This is a genomic window from Paenibacillus sp. ACRSA, assembly GCF_022346845.1.
In the GTDB taxonomy this organism is placed as follows: domain Bacteria; phylum Bacillota; class Bacilli; order Paenibacillales; family Paenibacillaceae; genus Paenibacillus.
Genome location: NZ_JAKRNP010000007.1, coordinates 180067 through 203346, shown reverse-complemented (window position 1 = coordinate 203346; position 23280 = coordinate 180067). Strand labels below are relative to the sequence as shown.

Here is a 23280-nt window from a genome sequence, read left to right as displayed (position 1 = left end):
CAACAATCATTTAAAAAATTCACCATTAACGAAGAGGACAGAAAAAACCTGAAGAAGCGGAGCGCTCGCCTTTATCCCTGGATTTCCCCCTCGAAAAAGGGAATCAAGAAATCTGGGGATAACAGCGATCGGAAGGTTGTTCTGTCAGCGTAGTTAACAGTGAATATTTCTAAGGAGTGAACGGATTATGCAAGTACAGAAAATTTTCAATACCGAAGCCCCTAACCAATCGACACGTATCATTGAAGGCGAATGCTCAGGGATCTTGAACTGGAACGACATTCGTATGCCTCACATGTACAAGCTGTACAAAGTGTTATTGCTTAACCACTGGATTGCGGACGAAATTCCGATGTCCAAAGATGCTTCCCAGTTTGCTCAACTGGAAGAGGAAGAGAAACGTACATTCAAAATTAACATCTCCCTACTCGCTGTTCTTGATTCCATGCAAACTATGTTTGTTGGTGATGTTAAACGTTATTTTACCGATTCTTCACTTGAAGCGATCTCTGCAATCATTGGACAACAAGAGGTTGTTCACAACCAATCGTACTCTTACGTTCTGTCTTCCATCGTATCTGATCAGGAGCAAAAAGAAATCTTCGAATACTGGAAGCATGATCCGGTATTGTTGGATCGTAATCGGTTTATCGCTGATATCTATCAGAGCTTCCGGGATGAGCCGTCTCCACAGACGTTCTTCCAAGCGATGGTTGCCGATCTGATCCTTGAAGGTATCTTCTTCTATAGTACATTCGCCTTCTTCTACAATCTGGCCCGTGACCAGAAAATGATGGCGACTAGTCAAATGATCTCTTATATTCAGCGTGATGAGAACCAACACTGCTACTTCTTCGCAGAAGTGTACAAGCAACTGTTGGTCGACTTCCCAGAACTGAATACACCAGAGAACATGGAATACGTGTACAAAACGATTGACCGTGCGGTTGAGCTCGAAACGAACTGGGCACACTACACTCTCAGCAACGTTCGTGGCATTGACCTGAATGAGCTGGAAGATTATATCAAGTACATCGCTAACAAACGTCTGCGTTTGATGGGTATGGAAAAAGCGTATGAAGGCGTTGATGTAAACTGCATGCCTTGGATCAAACCATTCTCCGATGAAGCGCTGAATGCAACCAAAACAGACTTCTTCGAAGCTAAATCCCGTAATTACGGTAAAGTCGGCGACGACAACGGCTTCGACGATCTATAAGAGGTAGTTTAAAAAGTTCGCTTTTGATTACGAAACATGCCTAGCGGCATGATCAGCATCGAATATGGAATTCACCCGAATATGCCTAGCGGCATTACCAAAACACTCTCTTAGTGGAAGCCTTCATGGAGGTCTGCTGACGGGAGTGTTTTTTTGACTTTAGACCTTGTACAATGTACATATACAAATTAAGGAAGACTCCGTATTTATAGAGATGAGGTGTAATGATGGAAAGAGAACTACTGGAACAACTGGATGCCTGGCATGAACAGGACGAGTACAAGCGCATTATAGAGCATATTCATAACATCCCGGAATCTGACCGTAGTTACGATATAGTTGGTCAACTGGCGAGAGCTTACAACAATACGGGACGATACCGTCAAGCGATTGAGCAGTTACTATCTGTTCATGAGAGAGGAACCTATGATCCGCTCTGGCAATACCGTTTAGGATACGCATATACCTACATTGCAAGTTATGAAAAGGCATTACTGGCTTTTGAGCGAGCGAATGAGCTTTTGCCACATGACGATTCTACGCTGGAGTTCCTCGAATTGCTCAGGCCCAAAGCGGAAAAGATGCAACAAGACCTGCAACGATATAAAACGGAACGAGATGAATGGGAACGTCGTGGGACATTGAATCACCTTAGAGCCGCCTCTGGAACCTATGCTCCTGTATCATTTTGGGAGCAGAGCGATTATGCGTTAGATAACCATGTCTCCGAGCCTTTTGACGAGGAAATGATTGTATCGATTGAGCGGGAATTAGGGTACAAGCTGCCTGCTTCTTACATTCAGCTGATGAATACCCAGAATGGTGGCGTTCCAACGCTCACTGCATTCCCTACTCAAGGAGCAACTTCCTGGGCCGAGGATCACATTGCGATCACAAGCATCCTGGGCATTGGACGGGATAAAATGTACTCCCTGGGCGGGGAATTTGGAAGCCGGTTCATGATTGAAGATTGGGGATACCCTGATCTCGGAATCGTTATCTGTGATTGTCCATCGGCTGGTCACGATGTTGTAATGCTGGATTATCGCTCCTGCGGCCAGGAGGGGGAGCCTTGTGTAGTTCATGTCGATCAAGAAGATGACTACGAGATTACATACTTGGCTGCTAATTTTGAAGCATTTGTGCGTGGGCTAGTTGATCCCGACACCTTCGAAATCGATGAAGACGAACAAGACAGTTAACATATTTCCAAGGAGGGGCGGATAACAAGGATGCCCTTATAACGTTCACCCGAGGGTTCAAACAGGCCTGTGAACAGCATGATCTCATTCATGACCTGTTCTCCAGAGCTGAACTGGACTAAGGAGTAGTCAGGAGGGTTCTATGACAACTCGTATTTATTTTGCCACCAATATTCTTGGGGAAGTGGCAGAGAAGGATTTACAGAAGGCGCTAGACCACCTCAATCTCGGCACACTCATTCATTATCGCCGAACGGCTGAAGGGGTTATGGGACAGACATTGCATATCCACACTTCTCAGGGTGAATACATCCTCAAAGGCAATCCGTTATATAACGGACAGCTTCAGGAAGAACAGTTTTTTGTAGAGCAGCTTGCAGAGCACACTACTATTCCTGTTCCGATCCCCTATCAGATTCATGAGGATACAGAACTTCTCGGTTGGAGTTATGCCATTATGCCAGAATTACCGGGACAGCATCTGCATGATCCTGCCTTGCAAGCATCACTGAAACCAGACGAGGAACGGCAGATTGCCAGCATGCTGGCACATACACTCGCCGAACTCCATCACTGGAAGGTGCCAAACGCAGGGGAATATGATCCGGTAGCTGAGCGAATTGTACCCTTTGCGGGAACGTATTCGGACTGGCTATATGGCACGATTGAATACTGGTTACAGGATGCTACCCAGTATTCTAGGATTACCGATGAGGATATACAATGGGTGGACGAGCAGCTAAGTCAGGCTAGGTCTGCTTTTGAAGCCATGTCGGTCTATAGTTTTGTCATGGGTGATTATAAGTCCGAGAATTTGGTCATGGAGAAGCAGCAGGAGGCTCCTTATGAATGGCAGATTAGTGGTTTATTCGATTTTACGACTTCGTATTTTGGAGATGGCACCGCCGATCTGACCAAAATAACGACTATGTATCTTCGCCATCGTAAGCCTGAGCTAGCTCAAAGCTTTCTATGTACTTACCGGGAGCTGATCTGCGCGGAGGATGTGAAACGGTGTCAGCATTTTGCTGAACGCCTTCGAGTCCATCTCCTGTACCAGCGTATATTGGTATGGGGTGAAGCCAAAGCGACTCAACAAGTCACTTGGGATGCAGATCTACCTTTTGCCACATGGGCACAGCAGTATATTGACTCGGTTATTGCCCTGCTGGACTAAGTAGGTCTGGAAAAATAAATGTGAAAAACCGGCAGAACGTTGAGAGACTCTCACGTCCTGCCGGTTTTTTCATCTTAAAACATGATAATTATTCAGTCATATACATACTACGCACGGTTTGATGAGTGGAGTACTTCCATGTAAATGTACACCTCAGAATAGTTCAATACTAATATTTATAACAAAATAAATGGATGTTACAATAAAAAGACTTGCAATGACGTTATTTGATAATAAGTTTGTCGAGGTCTATGATTATGATGGAACTCCTAAAAAGAATGCATCAATGCAGTATGAGATTTTAAACAGCTTTGATATGAAGGTTATTCAGGACTATTTTGAATGAAAAAAGAAGCGCTTTACGGCGCTTCTTTAGTTTTATTTTAGTAATTCATCCATGGACCACCTTTTTTATGAACACGTTGAATCGCTCCTCTACCCGTCACAAATCGAATACGTTGAGTTTCATATTCAATGAATGGGAGTTTCACTTCAATGATGTCAAAATTAGGATTGGCATCAAACCAGTCTGCCAAATAACCCATCTGAAAGTGTCCCTCTTTAACCATAGCATCTAAAGCTGCCTTTTCACTTGGAACCGATGCCAATACTGCCTGAGTCACAGCCCCTGCAATACCACCAGGCGTGGATTGTCCGAACATACTCAAAACTCCAACTACATTAGCCAAGTCAGCTACGAGTCCAGCTCTATCTTGTTTAATAATACCTTTGTCGTACATAGCTCGTTGGGCTTTCATCATGTCCAGCACTTCTTTTTTGTTCACCGTTACATTTGCTGCATATTCTTTTGTAAATGCCATAATTAAAATCTCCTTTAATATTATTTTTGAGAGTTGCGCGCTCTTCACTTGCTCTCATATATAAGGGAACTTTAAAGAGGTGTTTAACAACAAACTAATTTAATTTTTTAAAAAAGTTGCTAAATAAAAAGAAGCATATTTATTTATGCTTCCTTTAGTCACTCTTTTTATTAGTTTTTTCTATGACATCAACAGTTTCGATACTTCTTTTAGAAAGTGGTTCCTCTTTTAGGGTTTTAGCAACTAAATTAATTGATTTGTTGAGTTGAACCAGTCGCTGATCCAATGTGTCTAATCTCTTGTTAAAGTCACCTAAAACTGTCCTCAGAAGTATGATAGCCACTAAAATTGGAAACCCCACAGTTCCAATTAAAGATCCAATAGTCTCTAATGAAATGTCTCCCAATCTATTCACCTCCTTCTATTCTCTTTCTTTAGCAAGCACAAACTCTAAGAACTCTAAAATGATTTCCGATTCAGCTTCTTCATCGGGAAGATAAATGAATTTGCTCAGTCGTTTGATATCTTTTCTAAATAGTTCAACAAGTTGTACTAATGCTTCAGGATCGCGATTCTTTGCATCCTCGAGTAATTTTAAAAATTGACTGTCTGAGATAGTCTCTTTAACATCTTGTTTTTCCATCTATTCACCGCCTGTTGACTGATTTCTAGCTGACGTGCAACATCTGCTTCGGTATATCCCTCCAAATATATCTTTTTCAATTACATTTCTTCCATTTTCAGGAATAGAATCCAATAATTGTTCTATGACTATTTTGTCAATTACATTACTAGCAAAACTATTTTGGGGTATAACTTGGTCAACTAGAATACATTCGTTCTTTTTAAGTTTTTTAGCGCGATATTGTAACCTCCATCCAATACGATAAATCTCTGTCTTATAACGTTCATATGCAGTTTGAGAATGATTTTCCATGTAAACACATCCTTTCGATCTATAATTACAGTTACACTATGTAGGGAGTTTTATTGGTATAAACCACAACCAGAAAGAGAACATTTGTTCTTATTTATTATAACATTTTTCACTTATTAATGGTAAATTATTAAAAAACAGATTATTCAAAACTAGATAGGTTGGAACTTTTCTAATACACGATGAAAACAATAAAACGTCAACCCTTTTTGCTTGATTTCAACTTTTTGCAACTTTAAAAAGAGATTAACGTTTCTCCCCATTCAGTTAAAGGAGCGATCGACAGAGTTGCTTTCTGCTCCAAAATTGCATGACTCCCATGCAACAAAAAAGACCTCCTCTACAGAAGGTCTCTTCCCTGAATGAATACATAATTGTTTAATAACCATATCGTGATGGTTCCTTACTAAAATAATCATGCATGTCCTGCATTATAGGATGGATTATCGTAACAACGCGGTAGCAACAAATTACATATTGTGAACAAGCTCAATTACAGATTATCTTATTTTGCATACAAACAAAATTAAAATTGGTCATCACATATTAAGTACAGTTTGCTGATGGGACTATTTTCACGTAAATGTACACCTCAGAATAGTTCAATACTAATATTTATAACGAAATAAATGGATGTTACAATAAGTAAAATAGATAATAAAAAGGAGATCTACTATGCAAAAACGTAGTTACTACATTCTGGCATTAATTATCATACTTTTGGCTATTGGGATATGGTTTTATACAGCGAATAGAACAACCTCATTAGAAGATGCTGCTTGGAAAGGTGTTAACTCTGATACGATAACTTCCATAGATATCGAAAAGGGTCAAGAAAATAAAGTTACCCTAACAGATAAAGAAGAAATCGAAAAAATTATGAGCAGTTTGTCAGACATTGATGTGAAGGAAACATCCACTATTTCTAAAGATATTAGTGAAACATACACGGTCTTTGTGTTTGTTGCAGATAAAAGAAAATTAGGAATGTTTTTATATGATAATAAATATGTCGAAGTTTATGATTATGAAGCAACTCCTAAAAAGAATTCATCGATGAAGTATGAAATTTCGAATAATTATGATATGAAGGTTATTCAGGACTATTTTGAATGAAAAAAGAAGCGCTTTACGGCGCTTCTTTAGTTTTATTTTTAGTAATTCATCCATGGGCCACCTTTTTTATGAACACGTTGAATCGCTCCTCTACCTGTCACAAATCGAATACGTTGAGTTTCATATTCAATGAATGGGAGTTTCACTTCAATGATGTCAAAATTAGGATTGGCATCAAACCAGTCTGCCAAATAACCCATCTGAAAGTGTCCCTCTTTAACCATAGCATCTAAAGCTGCCTTTTCACTTGGAACCGATGCTAGCAGTGCCTGAGTCACAGCCCCTGCAATACCACCAGGCGTGGATTGTAGGAATATACTCAAAACTCCAACTACACCTGCCAAATCAGCTACAAGTCCGGCTCTATCTTGTTTAATAATACCTTTGTCGTACATAGCTCGTTGGGCTTTCATCATGTCCAGCACTTCTTTTTTGTTCACCGTTACATTTGCTGCATATTCTTTTGTAAATGCCATAATTAAAATCCCCTTTAATATTATTTTTGAGAGTTGCGCGCTTTTCACTTGCTCTCATATATAAGGGAACTTTAAAGGGGTCTTTAACAACAAATTAATTAGATTTTTTCTTTCGACAGCAATTCCGATAATCTTTTAGGAGCGGGGATAATTAATTAAGTTATCGCAATTATACTAATCAATTTATTGAGTTTGCTAAATCTAATCTAAAGATTCTATACGATGGTTAGACTTGCCCCCTTTCAGCTGAAAATGCATCCGAAATAGAGAAAGCCGCCAACCTAATCGGTTTGGCGGCTTTCTTTAAGATAATTCTATCCTGAATTAAACGTGCTGTACTGGGGCTTCCTGATGTTTCTGTAAGAATTCCAGCATGCGCCGATACACGAGAATCTCGTTCTCTTTACGAGAGAAGCCATGCCCCTCATCTTCCAACACCAGATACTCGACGTCTAGACCCTTTTTCTGCAACGCCTCCACGATCTGATCTGACTCTGCCTTCACGACTCTAGGATCATTAGCCCCCTGGATGACCAGCATCGGGTTCACCATCTGATCCAGATAGGTAATTGGCGAATCTTTCGTTAAGCGTTCGCGGTCACGCTCGGCATCACCTAACCACTTCTCCATCACGGGTTTCCAATCCTCAGGAACGGATTCCAGGAATGTGAATAGGTTACTTGGACCAAAAATATCAACGGCTGCTCGAAACAGCTCTGGATGCCGCCCTGCGAGAAGCAAGGTCATGTAACCCCCATAACTGCCACCTACAACAAACAGACGGTCTGGTGAGGAGATGTTCTGGTCAAACAGCCACTGAATCCCAGCAACACAATCCAGTCTTGGCCCTTCGCCCCAATCACGTTCAACCATCTTGATGAATTCAGCTCCATAACCGGAACTTCCCCGGAAATTAGGTGCAAAAATATGGTAGCCCTGAGCTAACATCATCTGGAACATCGGACGGAAAAACTTCGACTCCGAGGCTTGAGGCCCACCGTGCGGCCAGAATACCGTATAGCCGTTCGCCAGCTCTGGCTTGGCCTTGAACAACAGGGCTTCAATCTCCAGACCATCATACGAGTTATAGCGGATCACGTCTGGATACACCAGATCATCAGGACTCAGCCCAGTCACCCGATTATTCGTCAGGGGTTCCCACGAATCGCTGCCCGCAGGCAATCGATAAATGTTATGTGGCTGAATAGCTCCACGTCCAAGGATATATAAATTACCTGATTTGCTCACGGTCGCCTGCGCGATCGTATCTAAAGGCATGTCCACCCGCCGAGGCGTAGCGTCCTGTTTGCCCAGGATGTACATTCGGTTCTCCGTGCCCGTAAGTGTCCATAGGTATAACGTTTCGGTTTCTTTGTGCCAACGAAATCTCTCAACATCCTCACCTTCGATCTTAACTACCGGACGGAATTCACGCGTATCTAAGTCATACTCCGCAACATAGGAATACGCCTCGTTATCATTGGTGAGCATCAATAGGCGTTTATGATCCACATAGATGACAAAAGGTACCTGACTCTGCCGCTCTGACACAGGTAAAATGTCCTCGATCTCACCATCCCGATGCAGATGCGCTGTCTGATATGTATTCGAGTACATTTTCACAATAACAAAACTCTTCTCATCTGGACTCACCGCAGCCAAGCTGTTAGACACCTCTTCCCCGCTATGGAGCAAGACATCTTCACCCGTAGCAAGATCAAGACGACGAGAATTCAGATAATTCGGATTGCCAGCACTCGTAAAATAGTACAGACGCTCCCCATCTTCGGATAGATGAGCAAAGTAACAACGGTCATTCGGCTCTGCAGGTACTACCGGCTTCGGTACCCCGCCCTCTGGCGGTATGGCATATAAGTGATAACTCTCGTTGCCATCACGATCAAATGCAGTTAAGATATAACGCCCCAGTGGATCGGGCTTAATAAACATGCTGCTCTGATTTAAGTATGTCAGCGGATAAGGAAACCCTCCCGGCAGATCCATCGCCCAGATATTGGGCTGACCATTCAAGTTGCTATCAAAAAACAAACGTGTCTCATCACTCGATACGGCAAAATGGCTTATCCGGTAGGATTGAAAATACTGCTCTACATCTGGTTTAGGAAATTCAATCATGAGAAACCTCCTTGAGAATGTTTACACATTGAGATTGAGATCGGACATTGACATGTGCAACTAGTTTCATGTGGCATGGAAAGTATTTAACAGTGGTAAAATAAGGTGTTTAAATCCATATTATAGGTGACCCTATGACTTACACAATAGATATGTAAGCTATTTTCAATCCAATTCTTCTACACGTAATCTTTATATGTCCTTATCAAGTTATAAATGAGATCCTACTTGAGTGTTGGAACTTAAGTGTTTGGATGTTCAATTATTCCGTATAAAAGGTCATGTGTGGTTTGTCCTCACGGTAATATTCCAGTCTGCGCTGTAGGTTGCCGGTGTGTAGTTCGAACAGATGTCCATCGAGATCCGTAAAATAAACGGATAATGCGTCCCTCTTATCCCTCGGTCTACCCGGTAGAATGTTCGCACCTGCTTCACGCAACTGTTGTACGGATGCATCAAAATCCTCTTCTGTAACGGTAAAAGCAATATGTGTGTACGTTTGTTCGGTATAATTGCGAATGACATCTTCCTCATTCAATGCGATCCACAAGCCTGCCAGCTCAAAATAGGCTAGCTTACGCCCCTTCACCTGAATGCGAGCACCAAGCGCCCGCTCATAGAATGTTATGGATTTTTCGAGATTAGATACAGAAAAGCACAGATGGTTAATCCCTTGAATATTCATTGACACCTGACACCTCCATCGTATGATCAACATCTCATCTCACACTTCATTTGCGGAGCTATATGGATTGAGTGGATATCCTTATTATGGTATATTCCGCATGTAAAAAACAAATGATTCCTGATCAATACCGCACCTTCCTCTGGGCGGATGCATAGGTTAGCCGTATCAATGAACGTTCGAGGAGGATGTACATTCATGAATCCCGTCTATCCTTTTTATGGTGAGAAAACGGTATGTAAAGAACAAAAGCTAGCTTTTCCACCCCAGCATCAGGATCAACAGCCCGGTCTAGAAACCTTAATGGTACCCGAACCGATCAGCGAAGATCCCGCTTATATTGGCAGCTGCAAATTAGAAGGCAAAGTGGCCATTATTACGGGTGGCGATAGTGGGATTGGAAGAGCGACAGCTATTGCTTTTGCCAAAGAAGGTGCAGACATCGTCATTGCTTATCTATATGAACGAACCGATGCCGAGAGGACCCGCGAACGAATTGAGGAATTGGGACAGCGGTGTCTGCTGATTGAGATTGATCTTAGGCTAAAAAAGAACTGCGAAGCGGTTATTCGCACAACGATGGAAACGTTCGGGAAAATTGATGTTTTGGTCAATAACCATGGGGTGCAGTATGTACAGCCTAGCATTGTCGATATTACAGAGGAACAGCTCTACCATACATTTCAAACGAATGTGTTTGCCTATTTCTTTCTGATCCAAGCAGCTCTCCCCCATTTATGTAAAGGCGCATCGATCATTAATACAGCTTCTATTACAGCGTACAAAGGTAACGTGCAATTAATTGACTACTCCTCCACCAAAGGAGCGGTCGTCTCGCTGACCCGTGTACTCTCTCAATCACTCGCTCCACAAGGGATTCGCGTGAATTCTGTAGCCCCGGGGCCGATCTGGACACCGCTCATTCCTGCCAGCTTCTCTGCTGAGGATGTGCAAGTATTTGGAACAGATACACCCATGGGTCGGGCTGGTCAGCCCTACGAGCTTGCTGCTGCCTATGTCTACCTTGCATCCCGTGATTCCTCCTATGTTACAGGTGAGTGCATTCATGTGAACGGCGGCGATATGGTAACCACATAAGACGATCTGATAAAAGCTGTGTAATGCGTGATGGGAGCTGGGCGCATTGCACAGCTTTTGATTGTGTGCGAACATGCTACAGCTGTGTACTTCTGAACGCTGTAACGTTGATGTCAGAGTGAATTTGGCTCCAGCAGCAGGATATCCCTTGTTCCGTTGCGAAGAGGGTTAGGAGCGATTATTCGGTTATACCGGAACCTGACATCTTGTGACAAGGAGCTGACGTCTGATGCATTTTGATCCACTCTATCAACCGTTCCCCTCTTACCGTGTACCTGTCTATGCCAAACAAGGCATGGTTGCTACATCGCAGCCCCTCGCTTCACAGGCTGGTCTTGAAATATTGAAAAAAGGCGGCAATGCCATTGATGCCGCCATAGCAACTGCGGCAGCACTCACCGTGCTGGAGCCAACCTCCAATGGCATTGGAGGCGATGCCTTTGCCCTCGTCTGGACAGAGGGCAAGCTGCATGGCCTGAATGCCAGTGGCCCTGCGCCTCAGAGCATTTCGATTGAGGTGCTTCAAGCGGCAGGCTATACGGAGATGCCGAAGCTGGGCGTTATTCCGGTGACGGTGCCTGGCGCACCGGCGGGTTGGGCTGAGCTAAGCCGTCGTTTCGGACGGCTCACGCTGGCGGAAGCGCTGGAACCTGCCATCCGCTATGCGGAGGAAGGTTATCCGCTTGCGCCAGGGCTGGCCCGCCACTGGGCACGGGCAGCCGACATCTATGCACGCCAGGGAGATGCCAAGGCAGGGCGTGCGTGGTTTGAGACATTTGCTCCGGGCGGGCGCGTACCCGCCGTTGGAGAGATGTGGCGCTCGCCGGATCATGCGGCAACATTGCGCCGAATTGGCGAGAGCGAAGCGCGAGACTTTTATGAAGGAGAACTGGCAGAGCGCATCCATAACTTTATAGCAGAGCACGGTGGCTATCTGACAAAAGAGGATCTCGCGGCTTTCAAGCCAGAGTGGGTTAATCCAATCTCGGTCTCGTATCGGGGATACGATGTATGGGAAATTCCGCCGAATGGTCAGGGATTGATTGCTCTTGCAGCGATCAATCTGTTGAAGGGGTATGAATTTAGCGAGAAGGAATCCGTTCTCGGTTATCATCGACAGCTTGAAGCGATGAAGCTGGCTTTTGCCGATGGGGAGAAGTACATCACGGAAGAACGTAAGATGGGCGTAACGGTGGAAGAACTGTTGTCTGAAGCCTATGCGGAAGAACGGCGCAAACTCATTGGCGATACAGCACGTGCACCGGAAGCAGGTGATCCACGCGCAAGCGGAACGGTATACCTCGCGACAGCGGATGGTGAGGGCAATATGGTTTCCTTTATCCAGAGTAACTACATGGGCTTTGGCTCAGGACTCGTTGTACCCGGTACAGGCATCGCGTTGCAAAACCGTGGGCATAATTTCTCGCTGGATGCGAGTCATGCGAATGCACTGGAGCCTGGCAAACGAACGTATCATACGATTATTCCGGGCTTTCTCACGCGGGGCAACGAAGCGGTTGGGCCATTTGGGGTCATGGGTGGGTTCATGCAGCCGCAGGGTCATGTGCAGGTCGTGATGAACACGGTCGATTATCATCTGAATCCGCAGGCCGCACTGGATTCCCCTCGCTGGCAGTGGACCAAGGGCAAAACCATTCTTGTAGAACCAGACTTCCCGCAGCATATTGCCCAAGCACTCGCCCGTAAAGGGCATGATATCCAGGTGCAGGTCGATCCGTCCCAGTTCGGTCGTGGTCAGATCATCTGGCGTAACCCTGACAGTGGGGTATTATGCGGAGGAACGGAAAGTCGGGCAGATGGAACCATTGCCGCGTGGTAGACTTGCGTCGATAATTCGATGTGTTCGTGATAGAGGATATGGATGAATGTGAGAAGATGAGTCGGCATCTCCATATGGTCCTAATGGGATATGCTTGCACTGCTGTAGTCATTCATTATGCTGTATAACACATGGCACATCATGTTCATTAGGCAAACTTTCAATCAGAGCCAAGTAGAGATGATTCATATGATCTCTACTTGGTTTTTTTCGTTTTCCTGGGGCGTCTCTTATCACTCCGAATGGAGCATATTTTGTCAGAATTACGTTACAGGGAAGAAACTATTTTGCAAGCGTATCGGGTTATGTCTAGAGAACGTGACGCAGCAAGCAGCAAACGGGTGGCGGAAGATATCTTTAAATGAGATGTAAGACACTCGCTAGTTTTACATCAGCAAACAACTTGTATAAGCGTATATACATATGGTTACGTCAAAAAATGTAAATTGAATGTTTAATTCATGAAATTAGGTTATATTTTCGTAAATTTTCAGCACCTACCATAAAATACAGTGCATCTCTATCCGATATAGATAAGGGGAAATACTCCCTATCCATATTATTTTTTTGCAATACCTCTTGGCTAGATGTTTTTCCTATGTGTTCAAGAAGACACTACAATCAAACTTTGTCATAACAGAAATGAGGATATCACACATGAAAACAAACCATACCACCCGCGTAGGGTTCACCATGATTTCAATCCTAATGGTGTTCATTCTGGGAGCATGCTCAGCAAATCCTACATCAACGGCAACGGAAACCAGAACGAAGGTTGGCATCGTGATGACGGAAGTTGGTCTGGGGGATCGCTCCTTCAATGATGCTGCCTTTGATGGGCTTGTTCGAGCGAGGGATGAGAATAGCATTGTCTTTGACTATCGTGAACCTAATGAGAAGCTGACTGCTGAAGCTTCCTTTGAACAATTGGCAGAAGCCAAATTCGACCTGATTATCGGTCTTAGCGATACCATTCAAGCCGATATGGAAAAAGTAGCGACGAAGTACCCTGATCAGCAATTCCTGCTAATTGACAGTCAGTCCAAACTGCCCAACATCGCCTCCATCTCGTTCCGGGCAGAAGAAGGCAGTTATCTCGCAGGCATTATTGCCGGGATGGCGACCACGGAAGATCATGTTGGCTTCTTAGGCGGCATGGAGATTCCTGTGCTTCGCAATTTTGAGCAGGGATTCGAGCAAGGCGTACTCGCTGCCAACCCGGATGCGAAGGTAGATATTATTTACGCTGGAGACTTTGGAAATGCCAAACTGGGTGAGGAACTTGCTGCACAACTGATTCAGGAGAATGGTGCTGATGTGATCTATGTGGCTGCTGGCTTAACCGGGGTCGGCGCACTCACGGAGATTCAGAAATTAGGAAAATACGCGATTGGCGTAGATACAGATCAATTCTTTTTGGCGGAAAAAGCGATTCTGACATCGATGTTGAAAAATGTGGATGTATCCATCTACAATGCCGTTCACACGTTCATTCAAAATAAACACTCCTTCCCTCAAAAGGAAATTGTCGAGGGTCTGGCTGAGAACGCCGTAGGCCTGACCGCTCTACATAATATCTCGCTCAGTGATGAAGAGCAGCAAACCTTCGAGGATCTGAAAACTCAGATCTCATCCGGTCAAATCAAAATTAAGCTGGAGCAATAACTCAAGCGGATTCGAGGAGGTAAGCACATATGAAATTACAGGGAAAACTATTACTTAACGCTCTAATCTCGCTACTTCTATGCCTTGCGCTGGTAGCTTATATCATTATGGAATTGCTTGGCATGAATGCCAAAAATCAAAATTTAGTACCTGCCATGCTCAAGGTTAGTGAACTAAATGCCAATCAGATTCAGATCCAGCAGGCGCTGGATGTCTATTCGTTCTCCATGACGGCAGGTAATCAGGATGCGGTCACCCGCTTGCTTGAAGATGGTCAAACGATGATTCAGGAGCTTACGGATGATTTGCTAGAAACGGATCGGCAGCTTGAACTTATTCAGACGATCCAAACAAAATTAGCAACACTTAGTCAAGGTGCCACTGAAGCGATGAGCAGTATGAATAGTGCGGAAGCCAAACGCTATAGTACACGAGTTCGAGGTATACAGAATGATATCTATATGTTGGATGAGATTACCCGAGAACGGTACGATCAATATACTGTTGAACTGGAACGTAACATTCAGCAAACGTGGCAGGTCGCTCTCGGCGGTGCCATCGTATTGCTCGTTGCGGTCATGCTGTTCAATATGTACACTTCACGCCAGATCGCCAAGCGTATCGGTACGTTAAAAGTCGCCGCAGGACAAATTGCCGACGGCGACCTGACCGGACAATTACCCGAAGCCAAAGGCAAAGACGAGCTTGATGACCTCAGTCGCTCCTTCCGCCTAATGACCAGCAATATCCGCGGAATCATTCAATCCATTGGTACAGCCGGGAACCGTGTTGATCAAATGGCGCAGGATATCGATCGTGGCAATGATACATCTCAGGCCATTGTGCAGCAAGTCTCTCGTACCACCGAAGAGCTGTCGATTGGCAGCCAGAAAATTGCGGAGGACTTGAGCGAAACTGTGATGGTCGTAGACAAGATGCAGCACACCTTCAACAGCAACCTGGAGGCTACTTCCCAATCAGCTATAGATGGCCGTGAGGTGTTGAATACCGTTGAGGAAGGCAATAAGGCGATCGTCGAACAACTTCGTCTCGCTGAAGTGAATCGTCTTGCGATGTCTGAGGTGGAACAGACGGTACTGGAACTGGAGGAAAGCGCCGAGCGCATCACCACCATGACTGGATATGTCTCGGAAATCGCGAAGCAGACGACGATTCTATCGTTAAATGCCTCCATTGAGGCGGCTCGGGCAGGTGAAGCTGGACGTGGGTTTGCCGTTGTCGCCAATGAGGTGAACAAGCTCGCCGAGCAGTCCGCACAGTCGGTGAAACAGATCTATGCGGCTGTGGATGAGATTACGACATCTATGGAGAAGGTCAAGGGCTCTGTAGCACAGAGCATGCAGCTCTTTGCTCAGCAGGAAGAGGCCACTGGACAAACGCGGGAATCCTTCGCTGCGATTCGTCAAAGTGCAGAGCGTATCAGTACAGGTATCCACCAGCTTGCCGAGGAGATGCAGCATTCGAATGAACTTAGTTCACAAGTACAGCATGCCATCGAAAACATCAGTGCGATCACCGAGCAATCGGCTGCGAGCAGTGAAGAGATTACAGCCTCTACGACGGAGCAACAGCGCTCCTTCGCTGAAGCAACTCTCAAGGTGAAATCACTCCGTGAGATCAGTGCAGAGATGCATGAGGAACTGCAGCGTTTTCGTCTATAGGTAGGCGTCGATATGTAGGGTTACATTAGACGTTGGTAATGTAAATGGTGTTGGCGCAACTTGGTAAACAGCTTCGTCGTGTGAAGCGAGCCTTCCTGATTGATCACGTATGGGGGTTGATCACTGAGGTTGAAGATTAGGGTGAACGAGCAGGTTGAATGTAAAGTTGAGGGTAGGCTTGTTTAAGTTAGGTTCTTCTGGTCGTGGTTTGGCTTGATTAAGTTTGGGCTGGGATAAGTTGTGCTCGTTAGAAGAATCTGCGTATACACATGATAGAACAAAAGAAAACCTCCCGTTTCTCATGATAAGAGAAACGGGAGGTTTTTAAGTTTTATTTGCGTTTGTTGATGGTGGTTGGTCATGTAACCCGGTTGTTGGTGTGATGCCTGTACGATAGGGGATATTATCGCACCGAGCATGTGTATTTTTGCCTGACCTCCCTTGTCCATAATGCAGGGCAACGTGTACTGGGAAATAGACATCACAGTGCGTCGATAATATCTCCTGCGAGCAGAGACGATGGATCACCGCGGAGCAAGGTAGCTCGTTCGGCGGCTTCACCATGCAGATATACGCCGTACGCGGCAGCTTGCTCCGCGCTGAGCCCTTGGGCGAGCAGACCGGCGATCATGCCGGTCAATACGTCGCCGGCACCGCCAGTCGCCATGCCGGCGTGTCCAGTGGTGTTAATGTACGCCTCGCCGGATGGCGTTGCGATGACCGTTCGTGCTCCCTTGAGCACAAGGGTCACGCCCTGCTCGCGGGCGTACCGTGCAGCGTGTTCAATTCGATCACGCTGCACCTCCGGGGTCGATATGCCCAGCAATCGACCCATCTCGCCAGGGTGCGGCGTCAGTATTGTCGCCGCACTTCGCTTGCCCCAGTCGCGAGGCCCATGTGGGCCAGCGTCTGCCAGCATGTTGAGGGCGTCCGCGTCAATGACGAGCGGGCGATCCGTCTGTTGCCACAGACGGCGTATCCAGTCTGTGTCGCCCTTGAAGCGGCCGATCCCGGGGCCGGTCGCAAGCACGTCGCGGCTCTCCGCAAGACGCAGCACAGCGTCTGCGGAAGCCGCGTTCCATTCGCCGCTGTCGCCATCGGCAGCGGCGGCGAGCATGAGCTCAGGCACGGTGCCGATGACATGCGGCAGCAGTGCCGCGGGCAGCGCCCATGTGGCGAGCCCGCAGCCTGCGCGCAGCGCGGCCTTCGCCGAGAGCAGGCCAGCGCCGCTCATCGGCAGACTTCCTGCGGCCAATAGTACATGGCCGTAGGTGCCCTTGTGGCCGTCCGGTGCCCGGAGACGGCTAGTGTCCACGCGCAGCGCACGGCGCAGCACCTCGTCCGTCAACAGACGGACTGAGGAGCCATGCTCTGGCGCAAGCCTCGTGGGAATGCCGATGGCGCGCACTACAATGCGCCCCGCGGCAGAAGCGCCCGGGTACTGCACCAGCCCACGCTTAAGCAGCGCGAGGCATACGGTCACCCGGGCTTGAATGCAGGGCTCGAATACCTCCCCGGTGTCGGCATTCAGCCCACTGGGCACATCGGCAGACACGACAGGCTTACCGCTGTCGTTCGCCGCCTCAATCAGCGCCGCGTAAGCTCCGCGCGGCGCCCCCCGCGAGCCGGTGCCCAGCAGCGCATCCACGATGCCTGTGCACCGGCTAAAGTCCACGGCTTCGCGTCCGTGGACAAGGGCAGGGATGCCAAGCTGCGCGGCGGCATCCCGTTGCACTGCGGCTTCGCCCCGCAGTGCCTCCGGTGCATCGGCGTAGACCAAAGTCACGCCGAGCCCAGCTTCAAGCAAATGGCGCGCCGCCACCAGCCCGTCGCCGCCATTATTGCCCTTGCCGATCAGCATGTACCACTGCTGATCACCGGGTTGCTCCATCGCCAGCGCCGAATCGGCGGTGATGTCGCCACCTCGTCCAGGCCAATCCCCGGGCCCTGTGTGCGCTCGGGACTGTCTTTTTTTCAACTCATCTACCCGCACTGCTCTACCATGTATCTGCTCTTCCCGGCACAGCCGAATGACTTCTTCCGCAATTGCTCTTCCCGCATTCTCCATCAGACTCGCCGCAGGAATGCCTAGTGTATGAATCGTATGCTCGTCGATACTTCTCATCTGTTCAGCCGTAACGATATACAACAACTCATCCCTCCCCAAGCGTATTTCAAGGAATTCGTGCTCCTGTATTCTTTGTTACATTAGATGTGCTCTCTTACAACAATTAGTACGCAACCGTAAAGCGTGATTGAATAAATTGTGGATCATCTAGCTCGTCCACCAGAGCCGCTGCAAAGTCACCAACCGATATTGTGCTCTCGCCAAGATCGTCCGTTACAACACGATTCATCCCGATTCGGAACTGACCTGTCCGTTGTCCTGTCGTAATCGTCGCTGCCGGGCTCATATAGGTCCAATTAATATCCGATTCCGCAAGGATCCCATATGCATCTGCATGAGCCATCGCAAGCGGTTTGACTTCTTCAGGGAACCCCGGTGTGTCCATTAGCATTACATTCGAATCTGTCAGTAAGCTTCCCGCTCCTCCAACAACAACCAGACGAGCCGCCTTACCACGTCGAACACCTTCAATTAAGGAACGCGTAACTTCGAGCAACTCTTCCTCGGAACCAAATTTCGGGCCATACGCACTCACTACCGCTTCCTGACCTGCTGTAAAATCAGCCACCTGATCTGGGTTAAGCAAATCCCCTTGTTCTACACGCAGACGCTCATGCTTCATCTCAACCTTCGATGGGTCACGAACAATCGCAGTCACTTCATGCCCACGATCCATTAACTCCCACAAGATTGTCTTCCCAATTGCTCCGGTTGCTCCAAAAATAGCTACTTTCATATCTAATCCCTCTTTTCTATATATTTCATTATGCGAATGTACCGTTATTGTGATACCTAATCTACTATTATAACCTTAAACGGCTCACGCCATCTTAAACCGAACAGCCTCGCTTGTAAACGGGGAATAGCGATGAATTCAGTCAACCCTCTGTTTTTGCCTCTCAAGTACTCAAGCACGAACCGAGATAATTATAATTAAACATTCGATAATGACAAAAAAAGCCGCAGGTGCGGCCTCCTCTAACCTTGAACAAGTTATCCTTCTTGTCTCCACCACATACCTTCTGATTGTGGGCTAGTATATTCGAAGCCAAACTGAGCATACAGCCGATCCGCTGGAACATCCGCAAGTAGGCTCACCAGGGCGCGGGCAGGTACGTTCTCTTTCAGATATTTCATGATCTCATTCATGATCAGCTTGCCATACCCTTTCCCCTGCTCATCTGGATGTACAACGATATCAACCACTTGATAGAAACAACCATCGTCTCCCACCACTCGTCCCATACCAATAAGCACATCATCTTGTCGCAAACACACTGCAAATAAACTATTCGGCAATCCTCGCTCAGCGCCTTCACGGCTTCTCGGACTCATTCCCGCGATCTCTCGCAAAGATAAATACTCGGCTACGGCAGGTGGTGCGTGTTCAACGATAACTTGATCCATGAAATAACCCCTCCTCATTAAACTATGTATAGAAGAATATTATTAATTGCCAGATTAATCCGATAAATAAGTATATGGTTCATCCATATAACAATGTACTCAGTTTCTCTCCATTCTCTATAGAAAGGCGGAGCCCTATATACAACCAAGAACCAGCCATACATATATGTAGATTAAAAATATTTATTCAGCCAACTCTCTTCATAATACCACTAGCTGCTATTTATGTATCAACCCATTAACCTCGATTTTTCTATCTTTTATTACATCGCTTCCTTCTATAAACAATGAGCAAACCAACTTCAAGTAACCCTATAAATTAAGAGTAAAGTTAAGGAAGTGACTACCTTTGATAAAGAATTCCATCAAACACAAAATCATATGGCCGATCATCATTATTTTTATTGTGGTCATTTCAGTACTTGTACTTATTGTGAATCAATTTACAACGAAAAGTTTGAATAATAAAGGAATTACAACGATGGAGGTAGCCAAAATTTCAATTGAAAATGCTATCTTATCGCGGAAAGCTGCTGAAAATGTCATGGAGCAGGAGATGTTTGGCCAAGCTACATTGATTTCTTATTTAGTAGATCAGAATTTAACCTACGAGCAGGCTGTAGAATTAGTTAACCAATCTGGGATTGATGAAATTTGGGTTACGGATAGCAATGGTCAGGTCGAGCTGTCCACTTTTGATAAGGACGCTAACCTAAACTTTGGAGCTGACCCAAGTCAACAAGCCTATGAGTTCATGGATCTGATTACTGGCAAAAGGGATCAAGTCGCCCAACCTGCCCAGCCACGGACTGTCGATCCCAAAATATATAAATATGTTGGGGTTGGCGGATGGTCTTCTCCTCGAATTGTACAGGTGGGACGGGATGGGCAGCGCCTAACGGAGCTTGATCAGCAAATTGGGGCACAATCGCTGATTGATCAGTTGAAGACAAGCCTAAGCAGTGATGTGTTATTCTCAGGTATTTTGGACGAGAATGGCAATCTGTTGTACTCAAGTGATGGGAACTCGGACGGTTTGGAACCCTTCATTACAGATGCATTCCAAAAAAGTGTACAGTCTTCTTCTACTGAACAAGTGCATGCCCAGTATAAAGGTCAACGTGCAGATTATTATATAACCTCTCTGTCTGATGGTCGTGGATTTATACTCGCTCTATCAACGAAGGTCATTGACGATATGAACATAACAACCCTTCTGTCTGCTACTGCCGGATTATTGCTCGTAATAATCGTCGTATTTCTCGTGGTAAATGCACAAATGCGGCGAGTACGCCAATTGCAGCAAGCTATGGAATCCATCAGTCGTGGGGACGGTGATTTGACTCAACGCCTGCAAGTGAATTCCAAAGATGAAATCGGACAGTTAGCGGAGTCAACCAATCACTTTATTAATCAGATTCATTCCATTGTAACTGATGTCAAAAAAGCAACTACAGCAAGTAAACAGGATGCTGCATCCATTACTGATAATACCCTGCACACGGTAGAGATTACACGTGAAATCCGTATTGCTATTGAGGAGATGGCAAATAACTCTGGCAGACATGCCGAAGATATGCATAACGGAGTCATCGCCATCCAACAATTATCTAAACAGGTAGAGGACACCAAGCATAATACGAACATGTTGTTTGAATACAACCAGGTCATTGGAGACAAGCAAGCCAAGGGTTTACATACTGTAGCGATCTTATCCGATTCGATGACGCAAAATGTACAAGTATTTGTAGATATGTCCAGCAAACTCACACAACTGAAAAATGATATTGATGCGATCGGCCAAATGACAGAGACCATCACTGGCATCTCTCGGGAGACCAACTTGCTCGCTCTGAATGCTTCCATTGAGGCTGCTCGTGCCGGTGAACATGGTAGGGGGTTCGCTGTGGTAGCTGCTCAAGTACGTGTGTTGTCTGAGCAAACCAGCGCATCAGTAGTACAAATTCAGAAACTAATCGAAAATGTTCAAAATTCCGCAGTGGTCACACTCCAATCCATGGTTAAAGCCGAAAATATCGTTCATCTTCAAGAGACGACTGTAACGGAGGTAACGGACGCATTCGCTAATATTAAAGATACACTTACATCTGTAAGCGAGTTTACCGATCACATTGTAACTTCAATGGATAACCTCGTGGACAGCCGTCAACAACTCTCCTTATTGCTGGAGGGAACCTCTGCTGCATCAGAGGAAACTGCTGCTAGCTCCGAGGAGGTATTGGCAAGCACTGAAACACAGGTCAGTCTATTTGAAAATGTCTCCTCGCTTACAACGAACCTCAACGTGACACTAACTGAATTACAGCGCCAAGTTGACCGTTTCAAAGTGTAGAATACCTCATAACATCTCACAATAATATAGCCGAGTCGTCTCCATTCCGACTCGGCTGTTGTGTATGCGTAACATGTTAAGTGCCTTCTTCATTCCCATCTTTCTGCTTGAACTCAACTAATTCCTGTGTAATAGTGAGAGAAGCTTATATTACCAGGGTTTACGCTACACCCAACTTTCGTACAAAGGAGGAACAACAGTGCTGCAACGTTGGATGTTTTTTCTATTCTCATATCCTGGCTTCGTAGCCTTATTGCTCGGAATCATTGCCCTATTCCTAGGCATATACATATGGTCTGCCACCAAAATTAGACGAAGTCGAGAACGACGAACACAAGCCATACGAGATACACTATACATAACGACACCACTGCTCGGGCAACTCACTTTAATTGAAAATAGGCAATCTACACGCACGGAATCCGAGCAGCACGAATTGCTTAACGCCATGCTGGCGTGCAGAACAGCCGTTAGCCTATCGCCACAGCTTCAGGATCAGATTCGTAGCTGCATTCAAGACCCCGATCCTGCGCGGCTAACCTTAATACATAGAGCCCTAGAGCGAGAAAGCTCCAGCCTATCGGAAGAACTCCGCAGCCAGACACAATCGGTGCAGTGGTGGGAAGCTGTCTGGAATGTGATTCGTCCTGCGGTCGAGCCTCTTGCTGTAGCGGCATTGCTCTATCTAATCGCTGATTTCATCATTGTTCAGCAAGGACTGAATCAACCATTCTGGCGTGGCTGGGCCTACGCATTGTTCTGGATTCGCTTCATTTCTCTATGTATTACGGTACTCTATGGTTATCTGCTCTTGGCTAGTCCTCGCCGCGGGACACCAGGTGCCTCAGGCACCATGACCAAGGTGTTATATGCGCTCATTGCACTCTGCTCTCTGCTGCACCTCATTGGACCTGTGACTGCTCCTTACGCACTGGGCTTGCAGCTCATATTGTTCGTGTCCGGTTTCCGTCTGTCAGGTACAAGTTCTCGTAGTGAACGTCCATATGCAGGACATACAGAGCTAGAACCGGCAAAGGAAGCTTCTACGGAGACCGAAGTGAACACAACGCGCAAATCGGGTGCCAAAGTGCACGAGTAGCGCAGGCTCACTGGACTACATTCGCAGTTATCTATGAAACATCACGGCACAACAATAGACCGACCTGCAAGGACGGTTAATTCACAGTATCCACGATACAAAACAAAGAGAAGCTCGCAATCTGCGGCTTCTCTTTGTTTTACCCATCATGCTAACTCTTAGTACAAAACAGTTCTGCTGGAGATATCTTAACAATCTAGTGATGCATCATCTCATGCATCACCCTTGCCTCCATAACA

At 46.1% G+C, this 23280-nt stretch carries 20 protein-coding genes; 10 read left to right on the top strand and 10 right to left on the bottom strand.

The features are described from left to right. The first annotated feature begins 187 nt into the window (after positions 1-187). The 3 genes from MH215_RS20310 (at position 188) to MH215_RS20300 (ending at position 3598) form a co-directional block, all read left to right on the top strand. The gene (locus tag MH215_RS20310; RefSeq protein ID WP_056704060.1) at positions 188-1219 is read left to right on the top strand and encodes a ribonucleotide-diphosphate reductase subunit beta; all 1032 of its coding nucleotides are present in this window, start codon (positions 188-190) and stop codon (positions 1217-1219) included. A gap of 224 nt (positions 1220-1443) precedes the next feature. Further along, positions 1444-2421 carry an SMI1/KNR4 family protein gene (locus MH215_RS20305; RefSeq protein WP_239293043.1) on the top strand — a complete coding sequence of 326 codons (978 nt, stop codon included), beginning with the start codon at positions 1444-1446 and terminating at the stop codon, positions 2419-2421. 142 nt (positions 2422-2563) lie between these two features. Then, positions 2564-3598, top strand: coding sequence for a phosphotransferase family protein (locus tag MH215_RS20300; protein ID WP_239293042.1), 1035 nt, complete (start codon positions 2564-2566; stop codon positions 3596-3598). 383 nt (positions 3599-3981) lie between these two features. On the opposite strand, the gene MH215_RS20295 is transcribed toward MH215_RS20300, so the two are convergent. The 4 genes from MH215_RS20295 to MH215_RS29340 all read right to left on the bottom strand — a co-directional run bounded on the left by MH215_RS20295 (position 3982) and on the right by MH215_RS29340 (position 5356). Then, positions 3982-4419, bottom strand: a complete 438-nt coding sequence (locus MH215_RS20295; RefSeq protein WP_239293041.1) for a hypothetical protein — start codon at positions 4417-4419, stop codon at positions 3982-3984. Between the two features lie 154 nt (positions 4420-4573). Beyond that, positions 4574-4825 (bottom strand): hypothetical protein, encoded by a 252-nt coding sequence (locus MH215_RS20290; protein WP_239293040.1) that lies wholly within the window; start codon positions 4823-4825, stop codon positions 4574-4576. Positions 4826-4840: 15 nt separating this feature from the next. Then, on the bottom strand, positions 4841-5062 hold the full coding sequence (locus tag MH215_RS20285) for a helix-turn-helix domain-containing protein (protein ID WP_239293039.1): 222 nt from the start codon (positions 5060-5062) through the stop codon (positions 4841-4843). Then, positions 5063-5356 (bottom strand): hypothetical protein, encoded by a 294-nt coding sequence (locus tag MH215_RS29340; protein WP_481857461.1) that lies wholly within the window; start codon positions 5354-5356, stop codon positions 5063-5065. It lies immediately after the preceding gene. Positions 5357-6031: 675 nt separating this feature from the next. On the opposite strand from MH215_RS29340, the gene MH215_RS20275 reads away from it, so the two are divergent. Beyond that, positions 6032-6472: a DUF5301 domain-containing protein gene (locus tag MH215_RS20275; protein WP_239293038.1), complete on the top strand. Its 441-nt coding sequence runs from the start codon at positions 6032-6034 to the stop codon at positions 6470-6472. 38 nt (positions 6473-6510) lie between these two features. Here MH215_RS20275 and MH215_RS20270 read toward each other — a convergent pair whose 3' ends face one another. From MH215_RS20270 to fosB, 3 genes are all read right to left on the bottom strand, one after another. Next, a complete protein-coding gene (locus MH215_RS20270; RefSeq protein ID WP_239293037.1) occupies positions 6511-6948 on the bottom strand; it encodes a hypothetical protein in 438 nt (145 codons plus the stop codon). A 324-nt stretch (positions 6949-7272) separates the two neighbouring features. Next, on the bottom strand, positions 7273-9084 hold the full coding sequence (locus MH215_RS20265; RefSeq protein ID WP_239293036.1) for a S9 family peptidase: 1812 nt from the start codon (positions 9082-9084) through the stop codon (positions 7273-7275). A 262-nt stretch (positions 9085-9346) separates the two neighbouring features. Next, positions 9347-9769 carry a metallothiol transferase FosB gene (gene fosB, locus MH215_RS20260; protein WP_239293124.1) on the bottom strand — a complete coding sequence of 141 codons (423 nt, stop codon included), beginning with the start codon at positions 9767-9769 and terminating at the stop codon, positions 9347-9349. Positions 9770-9967: 198 nt separating this feature from the next. Here fosB and MH215_RS20255 point away from each other — a divergent pair, with 198 nt between their 5' ends. From MH215_RS20255 to MH215_RS20240, 4 genes are all read left to right on the top strand, one after another. After that, the gene (locus MH215_RS20255) at positions 9968-10867 is read left to right on the top strand and encodes a glucose 1-dehydrogenase (protein WP_145050262.1); all 900 of its coding nucleotides are present in this window, start codon (positions 9968-9970) and stop codon (positions 10865-10867) included. Positions 10868-11096: 229 nt separating this feature from the next. Next, positions 11097-12707, top strand: a complete 1611-nt coding sequence (locus MH215_RS20250) for a gamma-glutamyltransferase family protein (RefSeq protein WP_239293035.1) — start codon at positions 11097-11099, stop codon at positions 12705-12707. A gap of 657 nt (positions 12708-13364) precedes the next feature. Beyond that, positions 13365-14372: a BMP family lipoprotein gene (locus MH215_RS20245; RefSeq protein ID WP_239293034.1), complete on the top strand. Its 1008-nt coding sequence runs from the start codon at positions 13365-13367 to the stop codon at positions 14370-14372. A 29-nt stretch (positions 14373-14401) separates the two neighbouring features. Beyond that, on the top strand, positions 14402-16054 hold the full coding sequence (locus MH215_RS20240; RefSeq protein WP_239293033.1) for a methyl-accepting chemotaxis protein: 1653 nt from the start codon (positions 14402-14404) through the stop codon (positions 16052-16054). Between the two features lie 481 nt (positions 16055-16535). Here the strand turns inward: MH215_RS20240 and MH215_RS20235 are convergent, their stop codons facing one another. The 3 genes from MH215_RS20235 to MH215_RS20225 all read right to left on the bottom strand — a co-directional run bounded on the left by MH215_RS20235 (position 16536) and on the right by MH215_RS20225 (position 19589). After that, positions 16536-18203 carry an NAD(P)H-hydrate dehydratase gene (locus MH215_RS20235; protein ID WP_239293032.1) on the bottom strand — a complete coding sequence of 556 codons (1668 nt, stop codon included), beginning with the start codon at positions 18201-18203 and terminating at the stop codon, positions 16536-16538. 82 nt (positions 18204-18285) lie between these two features. Next, positions 18286-18918, bottom strand: a complete 633-nt coding sequence (locus MH215_RS20230) for an NAD(P)-dependent oxidoreductase (RefSeq protein ID WP_239293031.1) — start codon at positions 18916-18918, stop codon at positions 18286-18288. A gap of 257 nt (positions 18919-19175) precedes the next feature. After that, positions 19176-19589, bottom strand: coding sequence for a GNAT family N-acetyltransferase (locus tag MH215_RS20225; protein ID WP_239293030.1), 414 nt, complete (start codon positions 19587-19589; stop codon positions 19176-19178). A 349-nt stretch (positions 19590-19938) separates the two neighbouring features. On the opposite strand from MH215_RS20225, the gene MH215_RS20220 reads away from it, so the two are divergent. Next, positions 19939-21942: a methyl-accepting chemotaxis protein gene (locus MH215_RS20220; protein ID WP_239293029.1), complete on the top strand. Its 2004-nt coding sequence runs from the start codon at positions 19939-19941 to the stop codon at positions 21940-21942. 199 nt (positions 21943-22141) lie between these two features. Beyond that, positions 22142-23041, top strand: a complete 900-nt coding sequence (locus MH215_RS20215; RefSeq protein ID WP_239293028.1) for a hypothetical protein — start codon at positions 22142-22144, stop codon at positions 23039-23041. The last annotated feature ends 239 nt before the right edge of the window (positions 23042-23280 follow it).